A 15642-nucleotide genomic window follows, 5' to 3' on the forward strand; every position below is an offset into this window, starting at 1 on the left:
ACACATAAAAAGATCGTTTAGTCTAGCCAGGGCGTTTACGGCGGTACCGATCGAGTACGCCCCTCAAACCCTGCCGAATTCTCTCCACCTGAGTTAGTGAAAGATCAGGATTCGCACGGTTAATAGATGCTTGTACATTGCCACCGACAGCAAAAGCTTCCACTGCAACTCTGCGCAACTCCCTAGTCTGCTCAGAGCTTAATCCTTCTATAGCATGATTACTCTTATTAATAAATTCAAGAAGCTTTTCAAATTCACCAGCCTTCAACTTGTCACGACGCAATGTCCAGCTATCTACTGTGTGCACCGCACCTACCGTCCCCGCCGATGACGCGACCGAATAAACAGCAGAGTCTGCAATAGGCGACGACTGACTTTGAGCTGTGGTTATTGCCAAGGGCTGCGAACTGCTTTGCCCAGGCGCACCTGAGTCCTTCCTACCCGTTTGGGTACTCATAACCTCTTGCCCGACTCTTCGCTCAGTCGGCGACGACAGCCTTCGCCTTTTTCCACCTCCAGCCTCCAAACCTGTCTTTATTGCGTCCATTAATACTTCATGTTGGGTTGCTGGCGATATACTTCGAATCTGAATAGGGCGTTTTGTAGGCATATGCCCGCTGGGATCACTGAAATTGACCGGATCACCCGCACAATAGGCATAACAGTTCAAGCCCCCCGCACCAAATGGGCTTTGGCTATCGGGACTCTGAAAACACATCAAGACCGGATTGAAGGCACGATAACCATTTCCGAGTAAATAGAGGTACCACAGCAGCAGGTGGCCATTGAATGCCGGTCGATGCAAGGGAATGTCATTGGGATTGTGATACCCATAGGCATTGTAAGTCACCGCCTCCGGCTGCCCCTGAGATCGGACACCTACCACTGAATCCCCACTGTCTGCAGCCAGTAGTGCCGAGCGCGCTGTTTCCTGCTCCAGCCTGGTTTCTGCCAGGACGCCTGCCTGCCCTCTCATGCATACCACGGCAGCGTTGCCTGACAAAGCGGTGTGAACCCTGTCGTGCTGCATGAAAAAGCGCGTGTACTTCATTGGCGAGGTCATATCTGGCTCCCGTGGATGAGGTAGCCATATTTTCGCGTCGAACCCCATCAAACAACTGTCAGAAATGACAGGTACGGCTTTCGTGGAACGCCCACTGGCGGTATGAAAGCCAGGGCTACCTTGCAGTTCATAGGGACGAAGCGCCGTGAGAATTGCGCCACCTTCTGCGTAGCGCAGTTTCAGTCGTCGGCTTCCATACCCGCAAACGAAACGATGCGGCTCAAAGGCCCTGCAGAGTCAGTCATCCACCGGCACATCCACCACCTTCCAACTGTCATCCGGATCGAAGCGTTTCATCTCCTTGGCCAGCTTGTCGCCGTGCGGCCCGAGGTCTTTCTCGAACACCTCGCCGTCATGGCTGATCATGAAGCTCATCACCCCGGTGTCATCGTACCTGGCCGGCCAGGCGACCATGGCGAAGCCACGGCTCATCTGGTTGCCGATCAGGTAACTGTAGGCACCACCAGGGGCGGATGGGCCCTGAGCATCGAGGATACGAAAGTGGTAGCCATACCAGTCGTCGCCAACCCGGTCCTGGCCGAACAGCGGGCCCAGCGGGCTGACCTGGCCATCGCCATCGTCGTCCCAGTACAGCCCGTCATGCTTGCCGGGCTCGCTGAATATCTTCTGCGCGTATTCCAGCGCACCGTTGCCGTTGTGGTCCTGGGTGGCGTACTCCATTTGCGCATCGTGATAGGCCAGCATCGACTGCATGGCACCCAGCTCGTTGCGGCCAATGCGCCGGGCGCGGATTTCGGCGCTGCCGGCCTTGAGGTCGAAGCGCCAACCCTGGTCGCCTTTGGTCAACGGAATAGGCAACGTCCAGTGATCACTGCCCACCGCGAGGATGGCCTTGTTTGTACCCGACAGGTTGATGCTGTGCTGCGCGCGATATTGCGCAAGGAACGTGTCCACATCACTGCGTTGCACACCGCCGCGAGGTATGTAGGTACGCCAGTCATCACCCAGCAACCGGGCCAGGCGGGCTTCATCAGGTTTCTCCTCGCCCAGCGCCGCAACAAAGGATTCCACGGCCTTCTCCGGTGTCGGGAAGGCTTCCTGCGCAGCGGCCAGGGATGACCATGTCATACCGGCTGCGATTACCAGTGCCGCTATCGTTTGACGGTTCATCGACGGCCACCTCCCCCGCGGCGTGCGGGCGCACTGGGCCGGGAAATCTGGTGCCCGGCGGCACGCGATGCGTTCGGGCGCTGGGCGAACGACTGGCTGGTGCGGCCACGGCTGGCCTGAGCGCTGGTGCGCGAGGGTGAACGCACGCCGTCGAAGGCATTGTTACGCGCGCGGCCAGCGGTATTGGACGGCCGATTTTGTGCCAGCTGCCGCCCCTGGCCTTCGCCCTGCCTGCGCTGGTTCACCTGGCTGTTCTGCTGGCGAGCCTGGGTGTTGCGGGTTTCCTGTCGACGGTCGGTTGCCCTGGGGTTGTCGCTACGAGGCTGCATGCGGTTGCCGACCGAATTGCCTGCCTGCGCCTCGCGCATCTGCTGGCGTGCCTGGCGGTTGCTGGTGGCCGGACGTTCGATGCCGGCCCGGTCCATCGACGCCCGGGCCTTGTCCCGCGCCTGGGCGCGTTGGGCGTCGTCACCGCGGAAGGCAGTACGCTGGGTGGCACCGTCCAGCTGGCGACCATACTGCTGGCGGCTGCGAGAGTCGCGGTATGGCACGCCGTCGCGGTTGGCGGCGTTGTGCTGCCATTTGTTCTGGTTGTTGGTGATGCGGTTGTTGGCGTTGATGTTGTTGTAGCGGTTGACGTCGATGTCGATGTCGTTGTTGCCCCAGTCACAGTCGCCCCACAGCGAGGCTACGATCGCCACGCCGGTCCCGAAGGCCAGGCCCGCCACCAGTGCAGAACCAGGGTAATACATGGGCGGTGGCGGGTAATACACCGGCGGCGAGGCCGGGTAGGCCCAGGTGCCGTAGCTGGTGGTCGGGTTGTAGCTGGGCACGTACACCACCTGCGGGTCGGCTGGCTCGATGATGATGGTGGTGGGCGGGCTACTGGCCGTAACCACCTGAGTACTGCTACCACTGGAGGCCGGTGCCGGGGCGGTCTGCACGGTCACGTTCTGGTACTGGTTGCTCTGCAGGTTGCCGGCGGCCTGGGCCTGGTGGCGCAGGCGCTGCACGCCGCCCATGACATCGTCGGGCTGCGCAAGGAAGGCGTCACCCAGTCGCTGTACCCAGACCGGGTCTTGCCCCAGGGTCGCCAGTACCTGCGGGAAGGCCACCAGCGCCTGTACACTCGGGTCCCAGGGCTGGTTCGCCACCTTCTTGACGGCATCGTCGCCGGTGGCCTTGGGGTTGGCCTTGGACCAGGTCACCGCTTCGCTCACCTGCCCCGGATAAGTGGAGGCCATCAATACCTGGGCCAGCAGCGCATCGGGGTACAACGCGATGGGCGCGAGCATCTGGTCCAGTTGCTCCTGGGTGAACACCGGGTCCTTGGCCGCGACCGTGTCGGTTTGTGGTGCCGGGTCGGGGGCCGGTACATCCTCTGCCAGCACCAGGCCGGGCGTGGCACTCAGATACAGGATCACCGACAGGACCGCTGACAATGGCATGCGCATCGCATCTCTCCGTGAGATCAGGCCGCGTGGGTTAAGGGTAGCAATGGCGCTGCTTTTGGCCAGATACGGGGGCGCGAACTTTTCGCGCTCTAAGGGTGCGGTGGTTGCTGCTTTTGAATCTATATCAGGGTTGGGCTGAGAACTGTAATTGCTGTACCGGCCCTTTCGCGGGCACGCCCGCGGCGGTGTTCAACCGCCCAGGGCGATGATCGCCACGATCAGCGACGCTCCAACTACTGCCAGAACCACGCCGGTCAACAGGGTGCGGCCACCGGAATAGCGTGCCAGCAGCCAGCCCGCAAGGAAGAGCATGGCCAGGGCGACCAGGTTCGATACACGGATGGCCGTACCGGTGGTCTCGATCAGCAGGAACGGAATGACCATCGGGAAAGTTGCCAGTACCACCAGCAGGAAAGTGGCCAGCGCCGCCTTGAAATCATCAAGCCCCAGGCGTGCCGGTAGCGAACGGGCAGCATCACGCAGCAATCGCCCGCGCAGCATCTCCAGCCCATCTTCATCCAGTGCCAGGCCGATGCGCTCTGGCAACGTATCGGCAATCAGCCTGCGCCCCTGGTTGATATCACCTGCTTGCAGGCGGGCCAGCAAGGTCCGGCTGCGGGTGCGTTCGGTCCAGGTACGCAGCAGGTAGATGACGGCATCGGCCAGGCCCCAGGCCAGGTTGCAGCCGAGCGCGGCAATCAGCATCAGCCGCGCGTCTTCGCGCCCTGCCGTGGCCACGCTCAGCGAGCCGATGAAGGTCATCGCCATCAACAGGCCGAAGATGACTTCGGTGATCCGGTCGATCGGTTCCAGCACGCCCCATTTTCGCGGTTGCTCGTCTTGCCCCATCGCACCCTCCCAGGAACCATCGATAGTCACTATCGAGAATGGCAATTTCTGCCGAACGACATGGCCGAATAACCTAGCTCCATCGACTCGCCGCCCACCACCCCGGCCCCTGGAGCTACCTGATGAACACCTTGGCCCGCCTGCTGTCCGCCACCCTTGCCGTCATTGCCATCGCCATCACCAGCGGCTGTGCCAGCCACCCCGAACTGCGTCCCTACACCGCCGAAGAAACCCGTCAACTGCAATTGGAAGCCTTGCAACGCCGTGGCCTGTCGCTGGACGACTACGAGCAGCAACGGCGGGTAATCCAGCGTGCCGGCAACCTGCCCGTAGTGACCGAAGCTGCAGACGCCGACCGTTCGACCAAAGGCTGAATGGGCTAGCCGGCGGTTCCCTCACGTTACCTGCACAGGTATGCTTTACCGCTCAACCGCAAGCCTTCCAGGACGGAGACCATGACCAGGCCCCTTCTGTTGCTGAGTGCTGCACTGCTGTTCAGCCCCATGCTGCTGGCCCAACAGATCAAACGCGAACTGGGCGACTTCGACTTTACACTCGGCACCACCCCCTCACGCAGTATGGCCCAGGGGCTGATATCGCCCAGCGCCATCGGCGCGTTCCACGGTGGCCTCGACTTCAGCCACCCCAGCGGCTGGTACCTTGGCCAGTACGCCCCGAGCATGGGCGTGACGCCCGACTCCACCCTGCGGCTGGACAGTTACCTGGGCTACAAGCACCGGTTCGACACTAGCCTGGGCTACGAGGTGGGGTTGATCCATTATAGTCAGCCAAACATTGCGGGCCCCGACAGCTATGCCCTGTACGGCGGTGTTTCGGTGCTGGGCAGCCGTTTCGGTGGAGCGCTGCGCGACAATCCCGACAACCGCACCGCCACGCTGTTCGCCGACTTCGGCCAACTGCCGCTGTTTGATGTCGACCTGAGCGTCAAGCTCGCCCATCACCGCCTGGGTACGCCATTCACCATTCGTGATGGCAGCGAGGTGAATGCCTTTTCCGATTGGTCGCTGGAACTATCCCGGCCTTGGCTCGGCATCGACCTGAACCTGGTCTACAGCAACTCAAACCTCAATGGTGGCGGGTGTGATGCGTATTCGGGCATCAACACTTATTGCGACAGCATGGTCACGCTCAAGGCGCAACGCCGTTTCTTTTAACGGCGCGGCGCCAGCGCCAGGGCGATACCGCCCAGCACCACCACGCAGGCCACCAGCAAGCGCAACGACAATGGCTCGCCAATCAGGCCAACCCCGCCCAACGCCGCGATCACCGGGACGCTGAGCTGCATGGTCGCCGCCTGCTGCGCGCTGACTTGCCTGACCACGCCGTACCACACGGCATAGCCAGCACCGGACGCCAGCACACCAGAACCCAGCGCATACAGCACGCCGAGCGGGCTCAGGTGCAAGCCGGCGCCCAGCAACAGCATCGGCGCCAGCAGCACCAGGCACGGCAGGCTCCTAGTGAAATTGCCGGCAGTGTCGGCCAGCGGCCTGGGTGAACCTTTGCCCAGCAGCGTGTAAACGCCCCAGGCCACGCCAGACAGGGTCATCAGCAAGGCACTGGCAAAAGGTGGCGCCGCAGTACCGGGCAACAGCAGCACCAGCAGGCCGACGAAGGCGATCAGCATGCCCAGCAGCATCCGCGCGGTGATTTGTTCGCCTTTGTACCAGGCGAAGCCGAACATGGTGATCTGCACCGCGCCAAACAGCAGCAACGCACCCGCGCCTGCGCCCAGTTGCAGATATGCCGCAGAAAACAGGAATGCGTAGAGGAACAGGGCCAAGCCGCCGCGCCAGCTCCCCCCCATGGCAAGCGCGGGTTTGCGCAGGCGGATCAACAGCAGCAGGAACAGTGCACCACTGGCCAGGCGCACCACGGTGAAGGATGCCGGGTCGATGGCCCCATCCTTCAGCGCGAGTCGGCAGAATACCGAGTTGGCAGCGAAGGCCACCAGGCTGAAAAGTGCGGGCCAGACCCAGGCCCGGGCCTTGGGTTCGGCAAGCGTGGTGGTGCCGGTGCTCATGGTGTGGTCACCTTTGAGGTCAATTGTTGTTACAGCGGCCATGCTGGTTGGGCCAGCACCGATATACAACATAGTGTTTATCTGCCGCGACCACCGAATCGCCCGGGCCTATACAGCCGCCACTGCCTCGATCTCCACCAACATGCCGTCCAGCGCCAACCGGGGTACCGGTATCAGCGTGCAGGTCGGTTTCATGCTACGGCCCCAGGCCCTGTCAGCCTCGGCTACCCATTCATGCAGTCGCGTTTCGGAATGCTCGACGATCAGCAGGGTCAGCTTGAACACCTGGGCCAGGCTGGCGCCTTTCGACGCCAGGGCAATCTCAAGGTTGGCCAGTGCCTGGCGCGCCTGCTCGGCGAACAGCGGCGACAGCTGCCCGTTGCGGTCCTCCCCGCCCTGGCCGGCGATGAACAACAGGCGGCTGTCGGCATGAACCTCGGCGACATGAGAGTAGGCATTACCGCTGGGGTCGTACAGGCCTTCCGGGTTGCTCAGCTGGAACGCGGTTGAATGGCTCACGGTAAACCCTCGATCAGTTGGAAGAGGGACGGAGTATCGAACCTTGAGTTAACTCGAGGTCAAGCATGCATCGTAAAACGGGCTTGTCTGCGTAGGACGTTTCGCACAGCGCGCTGGCTTGCGTGAACCACGCGTTTGTATACGCGGTGGCTGCCAGGCGCTAGATTGCGAGGCCCGGCATGGAGGCCTGCACGTATCAAGGATAAAGCGATGAGCAAATATGATTTTCAGCTGGCTTATACCATCAAGCCCAAAACCGCACGAGATGAAGACGATGCGGCAAAGGCGCGCCTGCACCTGCGCGAAAAAATTGGCCTGGACACCGTCGAACACATTGAAACCACCTTGCTCGGGGTGATCACTCTCAGCAGCACCACGCTCGCAGACCGCAGGCGCGATGCCGAAAAGCTGCTTCACGATTACATCCATGAAGCGCTCAAGCATCTGTGTGTGCTGTCGACCGTGAAGTTCTATGGTTGCCTGATGGTGGACGGGCTGGGGTCAGCCATTCGCTTCGATATCCTGCCCAAGTGAACATCGACGGCCTCAGGCGCCCCCGCGCCTGAGGCCGTTCTCCATCATTTTTCCTGCAGTACCGCCCTGCCCTTCACTGCCCGAGGCCCGCGCCAGGCCCAGAACAGCAAACCGGGGAACGGTGCGTAGACCACGAAGACGATCCACAGCATCTTGCGCTCGGCGCGCCGGTCACTGCCGATGATGTGCCAGATGGCCCAGATTTCCAGCAGGATCACAAAGGCCGCGACGATGATCCAGATCGTTCCGATTTCCATGAGCGCTCTCCCATTTGGCATGTAATGGGTTGGGTTGCAGAGGCTGCCGAGGGTTCAGATTGATTTGGCTGGCGGCATGGCACCACGGCCCTTTGTAGGAGCGGCCTTGTGTCGCGATGGGCTGCAAAGCAGCCCCCTGCGGTCTTTCGTAGGGCAAAAATCCTGGGGCTGCTGCGCAGCCCATCGCGACACAAGGCCGCTCCTACAGGGAGTAGTGACGGCCCTCAATGCCGTGGTGCAGTCTCCAACGCCGCCTTCAACGCCGGCGCATCGGCAAATGCCCGCTGGCTCACCAGCTTGCCCTGTTCCAGTTGCAACCACTGCACCTGGCCATCCTGCCCTGGATAACGGCTGGCCACGCGCCCGTCGCGGTCGAGCAGCACGCGGTAGTTGTAATCGCGCATGGCGGGGATGGCGAATAGCTTGCTGATCAGCGCCGGCATGCGCTGGATGTCGGCAACGAACACCGCATCGCGCGCCTCCAGGTAACCCTTGGGCTGTTCGGCAAGCGCCGCCTTCACCAGCTTGGCACCGTCCATGTCACGTGCCACCAGCAGGATGTGCGTGTCGGCGGCGAGGCTATAGGCCTGGTCGTACTGGTCGAGCAGCGTCCACGGGGCGAGCTTGTCGCCCTGCTCCAGGGCATTGGCCAACAATGGCATCAGGCAAAGCAACAGGGAAGCGGCGTACTTCATCAAGGTATCCTCAGTGACAGGAGCATCAGCATAGCGGCAACGGGCCAAGCCAGACAGGTTGCCTGAACACGACCTGGAATACGACACGGCCACCCGGGAGATTGTCTTTCCCCCGGCCACCCGCCACACTCTCAAGGCCAGCCAGGAAGCGGAGTCCAGAGTGCCCACGCCACGCCAGTTCAGCAAGAAGACCAGTACCAGCAACATGCTGCGGCTGAAGTCCGCCAGCGCCAATGCCCAAGCCCCCTATCGGGTCGATTTCGTATTGCTCGAACACTTCTCCATGGCCAGCTTCACCGTGGCCATGGACGTGCTGGTCACGGCCAACCTGCTGCGCGCCGACAGCTTTCAATTCACCCCGCTGTCGCTTGCAGGCGACCGCGTGCTCAGCGACCTGGGGTTGGAGTTGGTGGCTACCGAGTTATCCGCCGAGGCCCTGAAGGAGTTGGACCTGCTGGTGATCTGTGGCGGCCTGCGCACGCCATTGAAGTACCCCGAGCTTGACCGCCTGCTGGGTGATTGCGCGGCCCACGGCATGGCCCTGGGCGGGTTGTGGAACGGCGCGTGGTTCCTCGGCCGCGCAGGGGTGCTGGACGACTATGGCTGCAGTATCCACCCCGAGCAACGCGCCAGCCTGTCCGAGCGCAGCCCGCAGACGCGGATCACCCCGGCCAGCTTCACTCTCGACCGCGACCGCCTCAGCGCTGCCAGCCCCAATGGTGCCATGGAGCTGATGCTCGGCCTGGTGCGCCGGCTGTATGGCGACGGCTTGGCCGAAGGCGTCGAGGAGATCCTGTCGTTCTCCGGTGCCCGCTATCGCCAGGTCGGCCCTGGCGCGAAGAAATCCATGAGTTTGCACCTGCGCACCATCGTCGAGCTGATGGAGAACAACCTCGAGGAAACCCTCAGCCTCGACCAGTTGGCCGCCTACAGCGGGCGCTCGCGCCGACAGATCGACCGCCTGTTCCAGGCCCAGTTGGGCACTTCGCCGCGGCGTTACTACATGGAGTTGCGCGTCACCAAAAGCCGCCGCCTACTGCAGTATTCCGACCTGTCGGTGATGGAAGTGGCAGTGGCCTGCGGGTTTGTTTCGGTGTCGCACTTCAGCAAATGCTATGCGGCTTACTTTGGCTACCCGCCGTCGCGTGAGCAGCGGTTGGGCGAGTGAGCAGGGGAAAATGGCAGGAATGTGTGGCCTGGCGAGGCCTCTTCGCGGGCGCGCCCGCTCTCATAGAACAACACATGACTCATTGGTTCGGCGAGGTCCTGTAGGAGCAGCCTTGTGCTGCGAAGAGGCCGGGGCTGACAAAGCCTGTCTATTGGCTGTACCGGTCTCTTCGCAGCACAAGGCTGCTCCTACAAAGGACGCGTCAGACGAGCGATATTGGTTCTCTGCGCGACAGCGCAGCCCAAAGGGCTGGGCAATCTCCCACAGGATCACCAAAGCATCCACGTGCGATCCCGGCGAGAGCGGGCTCACAAACCCAAGCGCAACGCCTCCCCCACCCCCGCCCCACGCAAATCGTCCACCGCGCTGACCAGAGCAAAGTTGTAGGCCCCATGCGACCAGTACCGCGCCTCCAGCTGCCCGTCCACGCGCTGCCCGTCCGGCATGCGCCGATAATGATCACCTGGTGAGCGCAGGAACAGGCTGATGCGCTGGCCCTTGCCATCCTCGAACACCAGCAACGCCGCCGGCCCCTGCTCATTGCTTAGCAGGCGCGCGCCCACCGGTTTGAAGCCGTAGTCCGCCAGGTCCGGCAGGTGGCCAACGCGGCTGAAGTGGCGCCCCAGCCAGTCGCGCAACTGGCCTGGGTCGCTGGCCTGGATATCCAGCGCCTGGCTACCGGCAAACAAGCGGTGTGCCTGGACAGCATCGGCCATCGGCAGGTCGGCACGCGCCAAGGTCGCGTCGCGCACCTGCCAACCGCCCAGGCCACCCACGCCCAATGCCAGCAGCAACACCGCCGCCGTGGCCCAGCGGCGCTGGCGGCGTTGGCGCAATTGCCGGCGCAACTGCCCCAGGTCCAGCTGCGCCGCCCCGGGCACTTCGCCAAACCCGGCCAGTGCCGTACGCAGGCGGCGGGCGTCGGCACGCCAACCCTCGACCTTGGCCGCGGCCTGCGGGTTGGCCGCCAGCCAGGCCTGCACCTCGGCCCGGCGCACCGGCTCCAGGCGCTCGTCGACGTAAGCGTGCAGTTCGTCTTCGCTGGGGATCAGGCGCGTCATTTCAGTCTCCGCAAGGCCGGGGGCTGGGGGTTGCCCTCGGTCAGTTCGCGCAAGGCATTGCGGGCGCGCGACAGGCGCGACATCACAGTGCCGATAGGGATGCCCAGGGCCTGGGCGGCCTCCTTGTAGCTCAAACCCTCGATGCTGACCAGCAGCAATAGCGCACGCTGTTCTGCCGTGAGCCGGGCGAAAGCCTGCAGGTCGGCCTGGGCCAGGACAATGGCCTCGAGGTTGCCGCCAACCGGCTCGTCGTCGCGCTCGCCGCGGCCGAACCAGGACAGCCATCGCGCGTGCAGGCGCTCGCGGCGCTTTCCATCGAGGAACAGCCGATAAAGGATGGTGAACAGCCAGGCCCGCAGGGCATCGGCATCACGTTGCTGGTCGCGCCGGCTCAAGGCCCGCTCGACCGTTGCCTGTACCAGGTCGTCGGCGCTGCCCGGCTCGCGGGTCAGCCACACGGCAAAGCGGCGTAGGCGGGCCAGCAGCTCGCGCCACTGGTGGTCGTCCAGATCATGCATGGCAAAGTCCCGACCTCTGGGGCTGTCAGTGTATGAGGCAGACGCCTGTGAGGAAAATCTATTCCCGGCAAGGGAATAAGTTTTTCCCTGCGCCGTCGTACCGGCACCTTCACCGTACCGGACAATGACCATGAACTCACCCCTGCACGGCCCGGCCAAGGCCCTGCGCCTGGCCGCCATCGGCGTCGTGATGCTGGGCGCGGGCGCCGCCTTTGCCTATGCCGCCGGCTGGGTTGGCGATACCCGCCTGACCCCACAACGTATCATCGACACCTTCGAAGCACAGGCCGGGCATTACCCGGGTTACCGCAAGAACCACGCCAAGGGCCTGTGCGTCAGCGGCTACTTCCAGCCCAGCGGGCAGGCCGTCAGCCTGTCCACGGCGCGGGCGTTCAGCCAGCCGCGGGTGCCAGTGATCGGCCGCTTCGCCATCGGCGGCGCCAACCCGTTCGCGCCGGATACCGGCATACCGGTGCGCAGCCTGGCCATCGAGTTGAGCACCGACGACGGGCAAGTCTGGCGTACCGGCATGAACAACCCGCCGGTGCTGGCGGTAAGCACGCCTCAAGCCTTCTATGAACAGGTACTGGCGGGGGCACCCGACCCGGCCACCGGCAAACCGGACCCGGGCAAACTGCAGGCGTTTTTCGCCGCCCACCCGGAAAGCGCGGCGTTTCGCCAATGGGCGGCGGGGTACAAGCCCAGCAACAGCTTCGCCAGCACGCAGTACCACAGCATCAACGCCTTCCGCCTGATCGACGCAAGCGGCGCGTCCCACCCCGTGCGTTGGCAACTGGAGCCGCAGACAGCGTTTGCCGCCCTGCCTGCCCAAGTCGATGACAAACAGTTCCTGCAGCACGACCTGCAGCAACGGCTGGCCCAGGGCCCGCTGCGCTGGACGCTGCGCCTGGTACTGGCGGAACCCGGCGATGCAGTGGACGACCCTGCCAGCCCGTGGCCTGCCGACCGGCGCAGCGTGGACGCCGGCACGCTGGTACTGGAACAGGTCGACGGCCCCGAGCAAGGGGCCTGCCGCGACATCAACTTCGACCCGCTGATTCTACCCCGGGGCATCCAGGCCTCTGCCGACCCGATCCTCGCCGCCCGTTCGGCCGCCTACTCGGAATCCTTCAACCGCCGCAGCCGCGAGTCGCTCGACACCGGAGCCCACCCATGAAAACCGACGCCTTCCACCCCCTCGCCCGCCTGTTGCACTGGCTGATGGCCGTGCTGATCCTGGCCATGTTGTTCATCGGTGTGAGCATGGTCGCCGACCTGTCGCCGCGCCACCCCGTGCTGATCGGGTTGCACAAGGCAACCGGCCTGGCCCTGCTGGTGCTGGTGCTGCTGCGCATCGCCGTTCGCCTGGCCCTGCCCCACCCAGCCCTGCCGCGCGACCTGCCTGCACTGCAACGCTGGGCCGCCGGGGCTTCGCACCTGGTGCTCTACGGACTGATGCTTGCCATGCCGCTGCTGGGCTGGGCCATGCTGTCGGCCGGTGGCTACCCCCGCCCCTTGGGCTTGCCGGCCATTGCCCCCCATGACCTGCAACTGTATGCAGTGCTGCGCCAGGCCCATGGCTGGGCTGGCTACTTGCTGTTCGCCACGGTGCTGGTGCATGTGGGTGCGGCCTTGATGCACGCGTGGGTGCGCCGCGATGGCGTGTTGCGTAGCATGTGGCCTGGCCCGCTGCGCCGCAGCCAATGACGCTCGGCAGGCCGGGGGCTCGACACCGATACCGATTCCCAACAAGATCGGCTTTCTATTTGCCGTACCGCCCTGGACTGCCCTATGAATGTCGCAAAGGATCCTGCCACACTCGCACCCGCCAGTACCCTGGACTTGCGCCCCCTGCTGCTGGCCAACATGGCCTGCACCATGTCGATGATGGCCTTCGTCGCCCTGATCGGCCCGATCGCCCGCCAGCTCGGCATGGCCACCTGGCAAGCCGGTGCCGCAGTGACCGTGGCGGGCGTGGTCTGGGTGCTGCTGGCCCGGCCTTGGGGGCGCGCCGCAGACCGTCTGGGCCGTCGGCGCATCCTGCTGCTGGGCAGCGCCGGCTTCACCCTGGCCTACTGGCTGCTGTGCCTGTTCGTAGAAGGTGCGCTGCGCTGGCTACCGGGGGCGACCCTGGCCTTCATCGGCCTGATGGTCGCGCGCGGCTGTATCGGCGCCTTCTATGCTGCCATCCCGGTGGGCTGCAATGCGCTGATCGCCGACCATGTCGAACCGCAACGCCGGGCCCGGGCCATGGCCTCGCTGGGGGCGGCCAACGCCGTCGGCCTGGTGGTGGGGCCGGCGCTGGCAGCGCTGCTGGCGCGGCATAGCCTGAGCCTGCCGTTCCATATCATGTCGCTGCTGCCGGCCAGTGCCTTTCTGGTCCTGCTGTTCACCCTGAAGCCGCAGGCGCTGCCGCACAGCCATGCTCCCAGCCCGGTGCGCCTGAACGACCCACGCCTGCGCCGGCCTTTGCTGGTGGCGTTCAGCGCCATGCTCAGCGTCACGGTATCGCAGATCATCGTCGGCTTCTTTGCCCTCGACCGCCTGCACCTGGGCCCTGCCGAGGCTGCCCAGGCTGCCGGCATCGCCCTGACCACGGTAGGCGTTGCACTGATCCTGGCGCAGGTGCTGCTGCGCCAGCTGGAATGGCCGCCGTTGAAGATGATCCGGGTCGGCGCCACGGTTTCGGCCCTGGGCTTTGCCTGCGGCTCGCTGGCCACCACGGCTCCATGGCTGTGGGCTTGCTACTTTGTCGCGGCGGCTGGCATGGGCTTTGTCTTCCCGGCCTTTTCGGCGCTGGCGGCCAATGCCATGCACGCCTCCGAGCAAGGCGCGACGGCCGGGTCCATCGGTGCTGCGCAGGGCATGGGTGCAGTGATCGGGCCGCTGGCCGGCACCTTGGTTTATGCCGTCGATCCACGCTTGCCATTCCTGGCGGTGGCGGCGCTGTTGCTGCTGGTGGGGTCATGGCCAATGCCCCGCGATCAGCGGGCCTGACAAGCACAGCGCGCAAGCGCGCAGAGTGTGTTTTAATGCGCATCGCTCATTATTATTGACACCTCTGATTACAAGGCGGCTATGGACACGGGGACGCGACTCAAACTGGTGCGTGAACGCAACAACCTCTCCCAACGGGAACTGGCCCGCCGCAGCGGGCTGACCAATTCGACGATCTCGCAGATCGAGCAGAATCGCGTCAGTCCTTCGGTCAGCTCCCTGAAAAAACTGCTCGAAGGCATTCCGATGAGCCTGGCGGAGTTCTTCAGTTTCGACGAGCCGGTGCGCGAAGAGCGCTACGTGTTCCGTGGCGGCGAGCAGCCAGATCTGGGCCGCAACGGCCTGCGCATGCTGCTGGTTGGCGCCAGTGTCGAAGGCCGGCAGATGCGCATGCTGCGTGAACTGTATGCACCGGGTGCCGATTCGGGCGAGCCGATCGTGCATGCCGAGGGTGAGGAGTGTGGCCTGGTCACACGCGGCACCGTCGAGTTGTGGGTCGATGGCCAGGTGAGCGTGCTCAACTCGGGCGACGGTTACTACATCCCCACTACCCTGCCGCACAGTTTCAAGAACATCGGCCCGGACGAGGCCGAAATCATCAGCGCCAACACCCCGGCGAACTTCTGACTGCTTTATGCATGGAGATGGCACCGGCTTTGCCGGTGTTCGCGGCTGAAGCCGCTCCCACAGGAAACGCGCCAACCCTGTGGGAGAGGCGCCTTCAGGTAAGGCTGTCGCCCCCCTGACGCAGGGCCTCTTCGACAAAGTCCAGGCGGTCCTGCCCGAAGAACATCTCGTCACCGACAAAACAGGTCGGCGCGCCGAACACCCCGCGCTCCACTGCAGCTTCGGTCGCATGCCTGAGCGCGGCCTTCACCTCGTCATCACCCGCCAGCGCGCGAAATGCCTGCGGGTCGAAGCCGCCTTGGCTCAGCGTGTCGTCGAGGACGGCGTTATCGCCCAGGTTGCGGCGCTGCGCAAACAGCCCATTGAACAGCACCGCCAGCAACGCCTCGAACCGCTCCGGCGAACGCAGCTGGGTGCCCATTGCCCCGCGCATCAGGGTCAAGGTATTGACCGGGAACCCCGGCGGCAACCCGAACGGTACCCCGTAGCGCTCGGCGAAGCGCGCCAGGTCGGTGAACATGTAACGGCCCTTGGCCGGGATCATCACCGGCGAAGCATTACCGGTAGCCTGGAAAACCCCGCCCAGCAGCATCGGCCGGTAACGCAGCGTGGCACCCTGGCGGGCACACAGCCCAGGCAGTTGAGTCCAGGCCAGATAGCTGGCCGGGCTGCCCAGGTCAAAAAAGAAATCGACAGTCTTGTGCATGGTTACGGTCCTTGCTCGG

At 63.9% G+C, this 15642-nt stretch carries 19 protein-coding genes; 8 read left to right on the forward strand and 11 right to left on the reverse strand.

The features are described from left to right. Positions 1-22 precede the first annotated feature (22 nt). From IMX18_RS12080 to IMX18_RS12095, 4 genes are all read right to left on the reverse strand, one after another. Positions 23-1063: an RHS repeat-associated core domain-containing protein gene (locus IMX18_RS12080; RefSeq protein WP_015270200.1), complete on the reverse strand. Its 1041-nt coding sequence runs from the start codon at positions 1061-1063 to the stop codon at positions 23-25. Positions 1064-1300: 237 nt separating this feature from the next. Then, positions 1301-2194, reverse strand: a complete 894-nt coding sequence (locus IMX18_RS12085) for a DUF2950 domain-containing protein (RefSeq protein WP_100413716.1) — start codon at positions 2192-2194, stop codon at positions 1301-1303. Then, a complete protein-coding gene (locus IMX18_RS12090) occupies positions 2191-3648 on the reverse strand; it encodes a DUF3300 domain-containing protein (protein WP_015270198.1) in 1458 nt (485 codons plus the stop codon). Before IMX18_RS12090 ends, IMX18_RS12085 begins: the two co-directional genes overlap by 4 nt. Before the next feature lie 189 nt (positions 3649-3837). Next, the gene (locus IMX18_RS12095; RefSeq protein ID WP_217190554.1) at positions 3838-4497 is read right to left on the reverse strand and encodes a VIT1/CCC1 transporter family protein; all 660 of its coding nucleotides are present in this window, start codon (positions 4495-4497) and stop codon (positions 3838-3840) included. 122 nt (positions 4498-4619) lie between these two features. On the opposite strand from IMX18_RS12095, the gene IMX18_RS12100 reads away from it, so the two are divergent. Further along, positions 4620-4871, forward strand: coding sequence for a hypothetical protein (locus IMX18_RS12100; protein ID WP_015270196.1), 252 nt, complete (start codon positions 4620-4622; stop codon positions 4869-4871). Positions 4872-4952: 81 nt separating this feature from the next. Then, positions 4953-5672 carry a TorF family putative porin gene (locus IMX18_RS12105; protein ID WP_015270195.1) on the forward strand — a complete coding sequence of 240 codons (720 nt, stop codon included), beginning with the start codon at positions 4953-4955 and terminating at the stop codon, positions 5670-5672. Here the strand turns inward: IMX18_RS12105 and IMX18_RS12110 are convergent. Continuing rightward, positions 5669-6541 (reverse strand): DMT family transporter, encoded by an 873-nt coding sequence (locus tag IMX18_RS12110; RefSeq protein WP_100413714.1) that lies wholly within the window; start codon positions 6539-6541, stop codon positions 5669-5671. The genes IMX18_RS12105 and IMX18_RS12110 overlap by 4 nt on opposite strands. A gap of 108 nt (positions 6542-6649) precedes the next feature. Continuing rightward, positions 6650-7060 (reverse strand): RidA family protein, encoded by a 411-nt coding sequence (locus tag IMX18_RS12115; RefSeq protein WP_054573119.1) that lies wholly within the window; start codon positions 7058-7060, stop codon positions 6650-6652. 210 nt (positions 7061-7270) lie between these two features. Between IMX18_RS12115 and IMX18_RS12120 the strand changes: the two genes are divergently transcribed. After that, complete coding sequence (locus IMX18_RS12120) at positions 7271-7594, forward strand: hypothetical protein (protein ID WP_015270192.1); 324 nt, start codon at positions 7271-7273, stop codon at positions 7592-7594. A 44-nt stretch (positions 7595-7638) separates the two neighbouring features. Here IMX18_RS12120 and IMX18_RS12125 read toward each other — a convergent pair whose 3' ends face one another. Together IMX18_RS12125 and IMX18_RS12130 are read right to left on the reverse strand one after the other, a co-directional pair. Further along, positions 7639-7851, reverse strand: coding sequence for a PLDc N-terminal domain-containing protein (locus IMX18_RS12125; protein ID WP_013972488.1), 213 nt, complete (start codon positions 7849-7851; stop codon positions 7639-7641). Between the two features lie 224 nt (positions 7852-8075). After that, entirely contained in the window at positions 8076-8546 is a 471-nt protein-coding gene (locus tag IMX18_RS12130; protein ID WP_100413713.1) for an FAD/FMN-containing dehydrogenase, read from the reverse strand. Positions 8547-8706: 160 nt separating this feature from the next. On the opposite strand from IMX18_RS12130, the gene IMX18_RS12135 reads away from it, so the two are divergent. Beyond that, a complete protein-coding gene (locus IMX18_RS12135; protein WP_100413712.1) occupies positions 8707-9714 on the forward strand; it encodes a GlxA family transcriptional regulator in 1008 nt (335 codons plus the stop codon). 308 nt (positions 9715-10022) lie between these two features. Here the strand turns inward: IMX18_RS12135 and IMX18_RS12140 are convergent, their stop codons facing one another. Then, positions 10023-10775 carry an anti-sigma factor family protein gene (locus IMX18_RS12140; protein ID WP_217190552.1) on the reverse strand — a complete coding sequence of 251 codons (753 nt, stop codon included), beginning with the start codon at positions 10773-10775 and terminating at the stop codon, positions 10023-10025. After that, positions 10772-11293, reverse strand: coding sequence for a sigma-70 family RNA polymerase sigma factor (locus IMX18_RS12145; protein WP_217190550.1), 522 nt, complete (start codon positions 11291-11293; stop codon positions 10772-10774). Before IMX18_RS12145 ends, IMX18_RS12140 begins: the two co-directional genes overlap by 4 nt. A 124-nt stretch (positions 11294-11417) precedes the next feature. On the opposite strand from IMX18_RS12145, the gene IMX18_RS12150 reads away from it, so the two are divergent. From IMX18_RS12150 to IMX18_RS12165, 4 genes are all read left to right on the forward strand, one after another. Beyond that, entirely contained in the window at positions 11418-12470 is a 1053-nt protein-coding gene (locus IMX18_RS12150; protein WP_041506053.1) for a catalase family peroxidase, read from the forward strand. Further along, the gene (locus IMX18_RS12155) at positions 12467-13000 is read left to right on the forward strand and encodes a cytochrome b (RefSeq protein ID WP_015270187.1); all 534 of its coding nucleotides are present in this window, start codon (positions 12467-12469) and stop codon (positions 12998-13000) included. Before IMX18_RS12150 ends, IMX18_RS12155 begins: the two co-directional genes overlap by 4 nt. Positions 13001-13084: 84 nt before the next feature. Continuing rightward, complete coding sequence (locus IMX18_RS12160; RefSeq protein ID WP_054573117.1) at positions 13085-14290, forward strand: MFS transporter; 1206 nt, start codon at positions 13085-13087, stop codon at positions 14288-14290. An 81-nt stretch (positions 14291-14371) separates the two neighbouring features. After that, positions 14372-14917, forward strand: coding sequence for a cupin domain-containing protein (locus tag IMX18_RS12165; RefSeq protein WP_003248033.1), 546 nt, complete (start codon positions 14372-14374; stop codon positions 14915-14917). A 94-nt stretch (positions 14918-15011) separates the two neighbouring features. Here IMX18_RS12165 and IMX18_RS12170 read toward each other — a convergent pair whose 3' ends face one another. Then, the gene (locus IMX18_RS12170) at positions 15012-15623 is read right to left on the reverse strand and encodes a 2-hydroxychromene-2-carboxylate isomerase (protein WP_054573116.1); all 612 of its coding nucleotides are present in this window, start codon (positions 15621-15623) and stop codon (positions 15012-15014) included. Between the last annotated feature and the right edge of the window lie 19 nt (positions 15624-15642).

The organism is Pseudomonas shirazica (genome assembly GCF_015168335.1).
Classification (GTDB): Bacteria; Pseudomonadota; Gammaproteobacteria; order Pseudomonadales; family Pseudomonadaceae; genus Aquipseudomonas; species Aquipseudomonas asiatica.

Excerpts from the sequence above, each read along its gene's own strand:
- IMX18_RS12080 (WP_015270200.1), bottom strand. The coding sequence starts at position 1,063 with ATGACCTCGCCAATGAAGTACACGCGCTTTTTCATGCAGCACGACAGG.
- IMX18_RS12085 (WP_100413716.1), bottom strand. The coding sequence starts at position 2,194 with ATGAACCGTCAAACGATAGCGGCACTGGTAATCGCAGCCGGTATGACA.
- IMX18_RS12090 (WP_015270198.1), bottom strand. The coding sequence starts at position 3,648 with ATGCGCATGCCATTGTCAGCGGTCCTGTCGGTGATCCTGTATCTGAGT.
- IMX18_RS12095 (WP_217190554.1), bottom strand. The coding sequence starts at position 4,497 with ATGGGGCAAGACGAGCAACCGCGAAAATGGGGCGTGCTGGAACCGATC.
- IMX18_RS12100 (WP_015270196.1), top strand. The coding sequence starts at position 4,620 with ATGAACACCTTGGCCCGCCTGCTGTCCGCCACCCTTGCCGTCATTGCC.
- IMX18_RS12105 (WP_015270195.1), top strand. The coding sequence starts at position 4,953 with ATGACCAGGCCCCTTCTGTTGCTGAGTGCTGCACTGCTGTTCAGCCCC.
- IMX18_RS12110 (WP_100413714.1), bottom strand. The coding sequence starts at position 6,541 with ATGAGCACCGGCACCACCACGCTTGCCGAACCCAAGGCCCGGGCCTGG.
- IMX18_RS12120 (WP_015270192.1), top strand. The coding sequence starts at position 7,271 with ATGAGCAAATATGATTTTCAGCTGGCTTATACCATCAAGCCCAAAACC.
- IMX18_RS12125 (WP_013972488.1), bottom strand. The coding sequence starts at position 7,851 with ATGGAAATCGGAACGATCTGGATCATCGTCGCGGCCTTTGTGATCCTG.
- IMX18_RS12130 (WP_100413713.1), bottom strand. The coding sequence starts at position 8,546 with ATGAAGTACGCCGCTTCCCTGTTGCTTTGCCTGATGCCATTGTTGGCC.
- IMX18_RS12140 (WP_217190552.1), bottom strand. The coding sequence starts at position 10,775 with ATGACGCGCCTGATCCCCAGCGAAGACGAACTGCACGCTTACGTCGAC.
- IMX18_RS12145 (WP_217190550.1), bottom strand. The coding sequence starts at position 11,293 with ATGCATGATCTGGACGACCACCAGTGGCGCGAGCTGCTGGCCCGCCTA.
- IMX18_RS12150 (WP_041506053.1), top strand. The coding sequence starts at position 11,418 with ATGACCATGAACTCACCCCTGCACGGCCCGGCCAAGGCCCTGCGCCTG.
- IMX18_RS12155 (WP_015270187.1), top strand. The coding sequence starts at position 12,467 with ATGAAAACCGACGCCTTCCACCCCCTCGCCCGCCTGTTGCACTGGCTG.
- IMX18_RS12160 (WP_054573117.1), top strand. The coding sequence starts at position 13,085 with ATGAATGTCGCAAAGGATCCTGCCACACTCGCACCCGCCAGTACCCTG.
- IMX18_RS12165 (WP_003248033.1), top strand. The coding sequence starts at position 14,372 with ATGGACACGGGGACGCGACTCAAACTGGTGCGTGAACGCAACAACCTC.
- IMX18_RS12170 (WP_054573116.1), bottom strand. The coding sequence starts at position 15,623 with ATGCACAAGACTGTCGATTTCTTTTTTGACCTGGGCAGCCCGGCCAGC.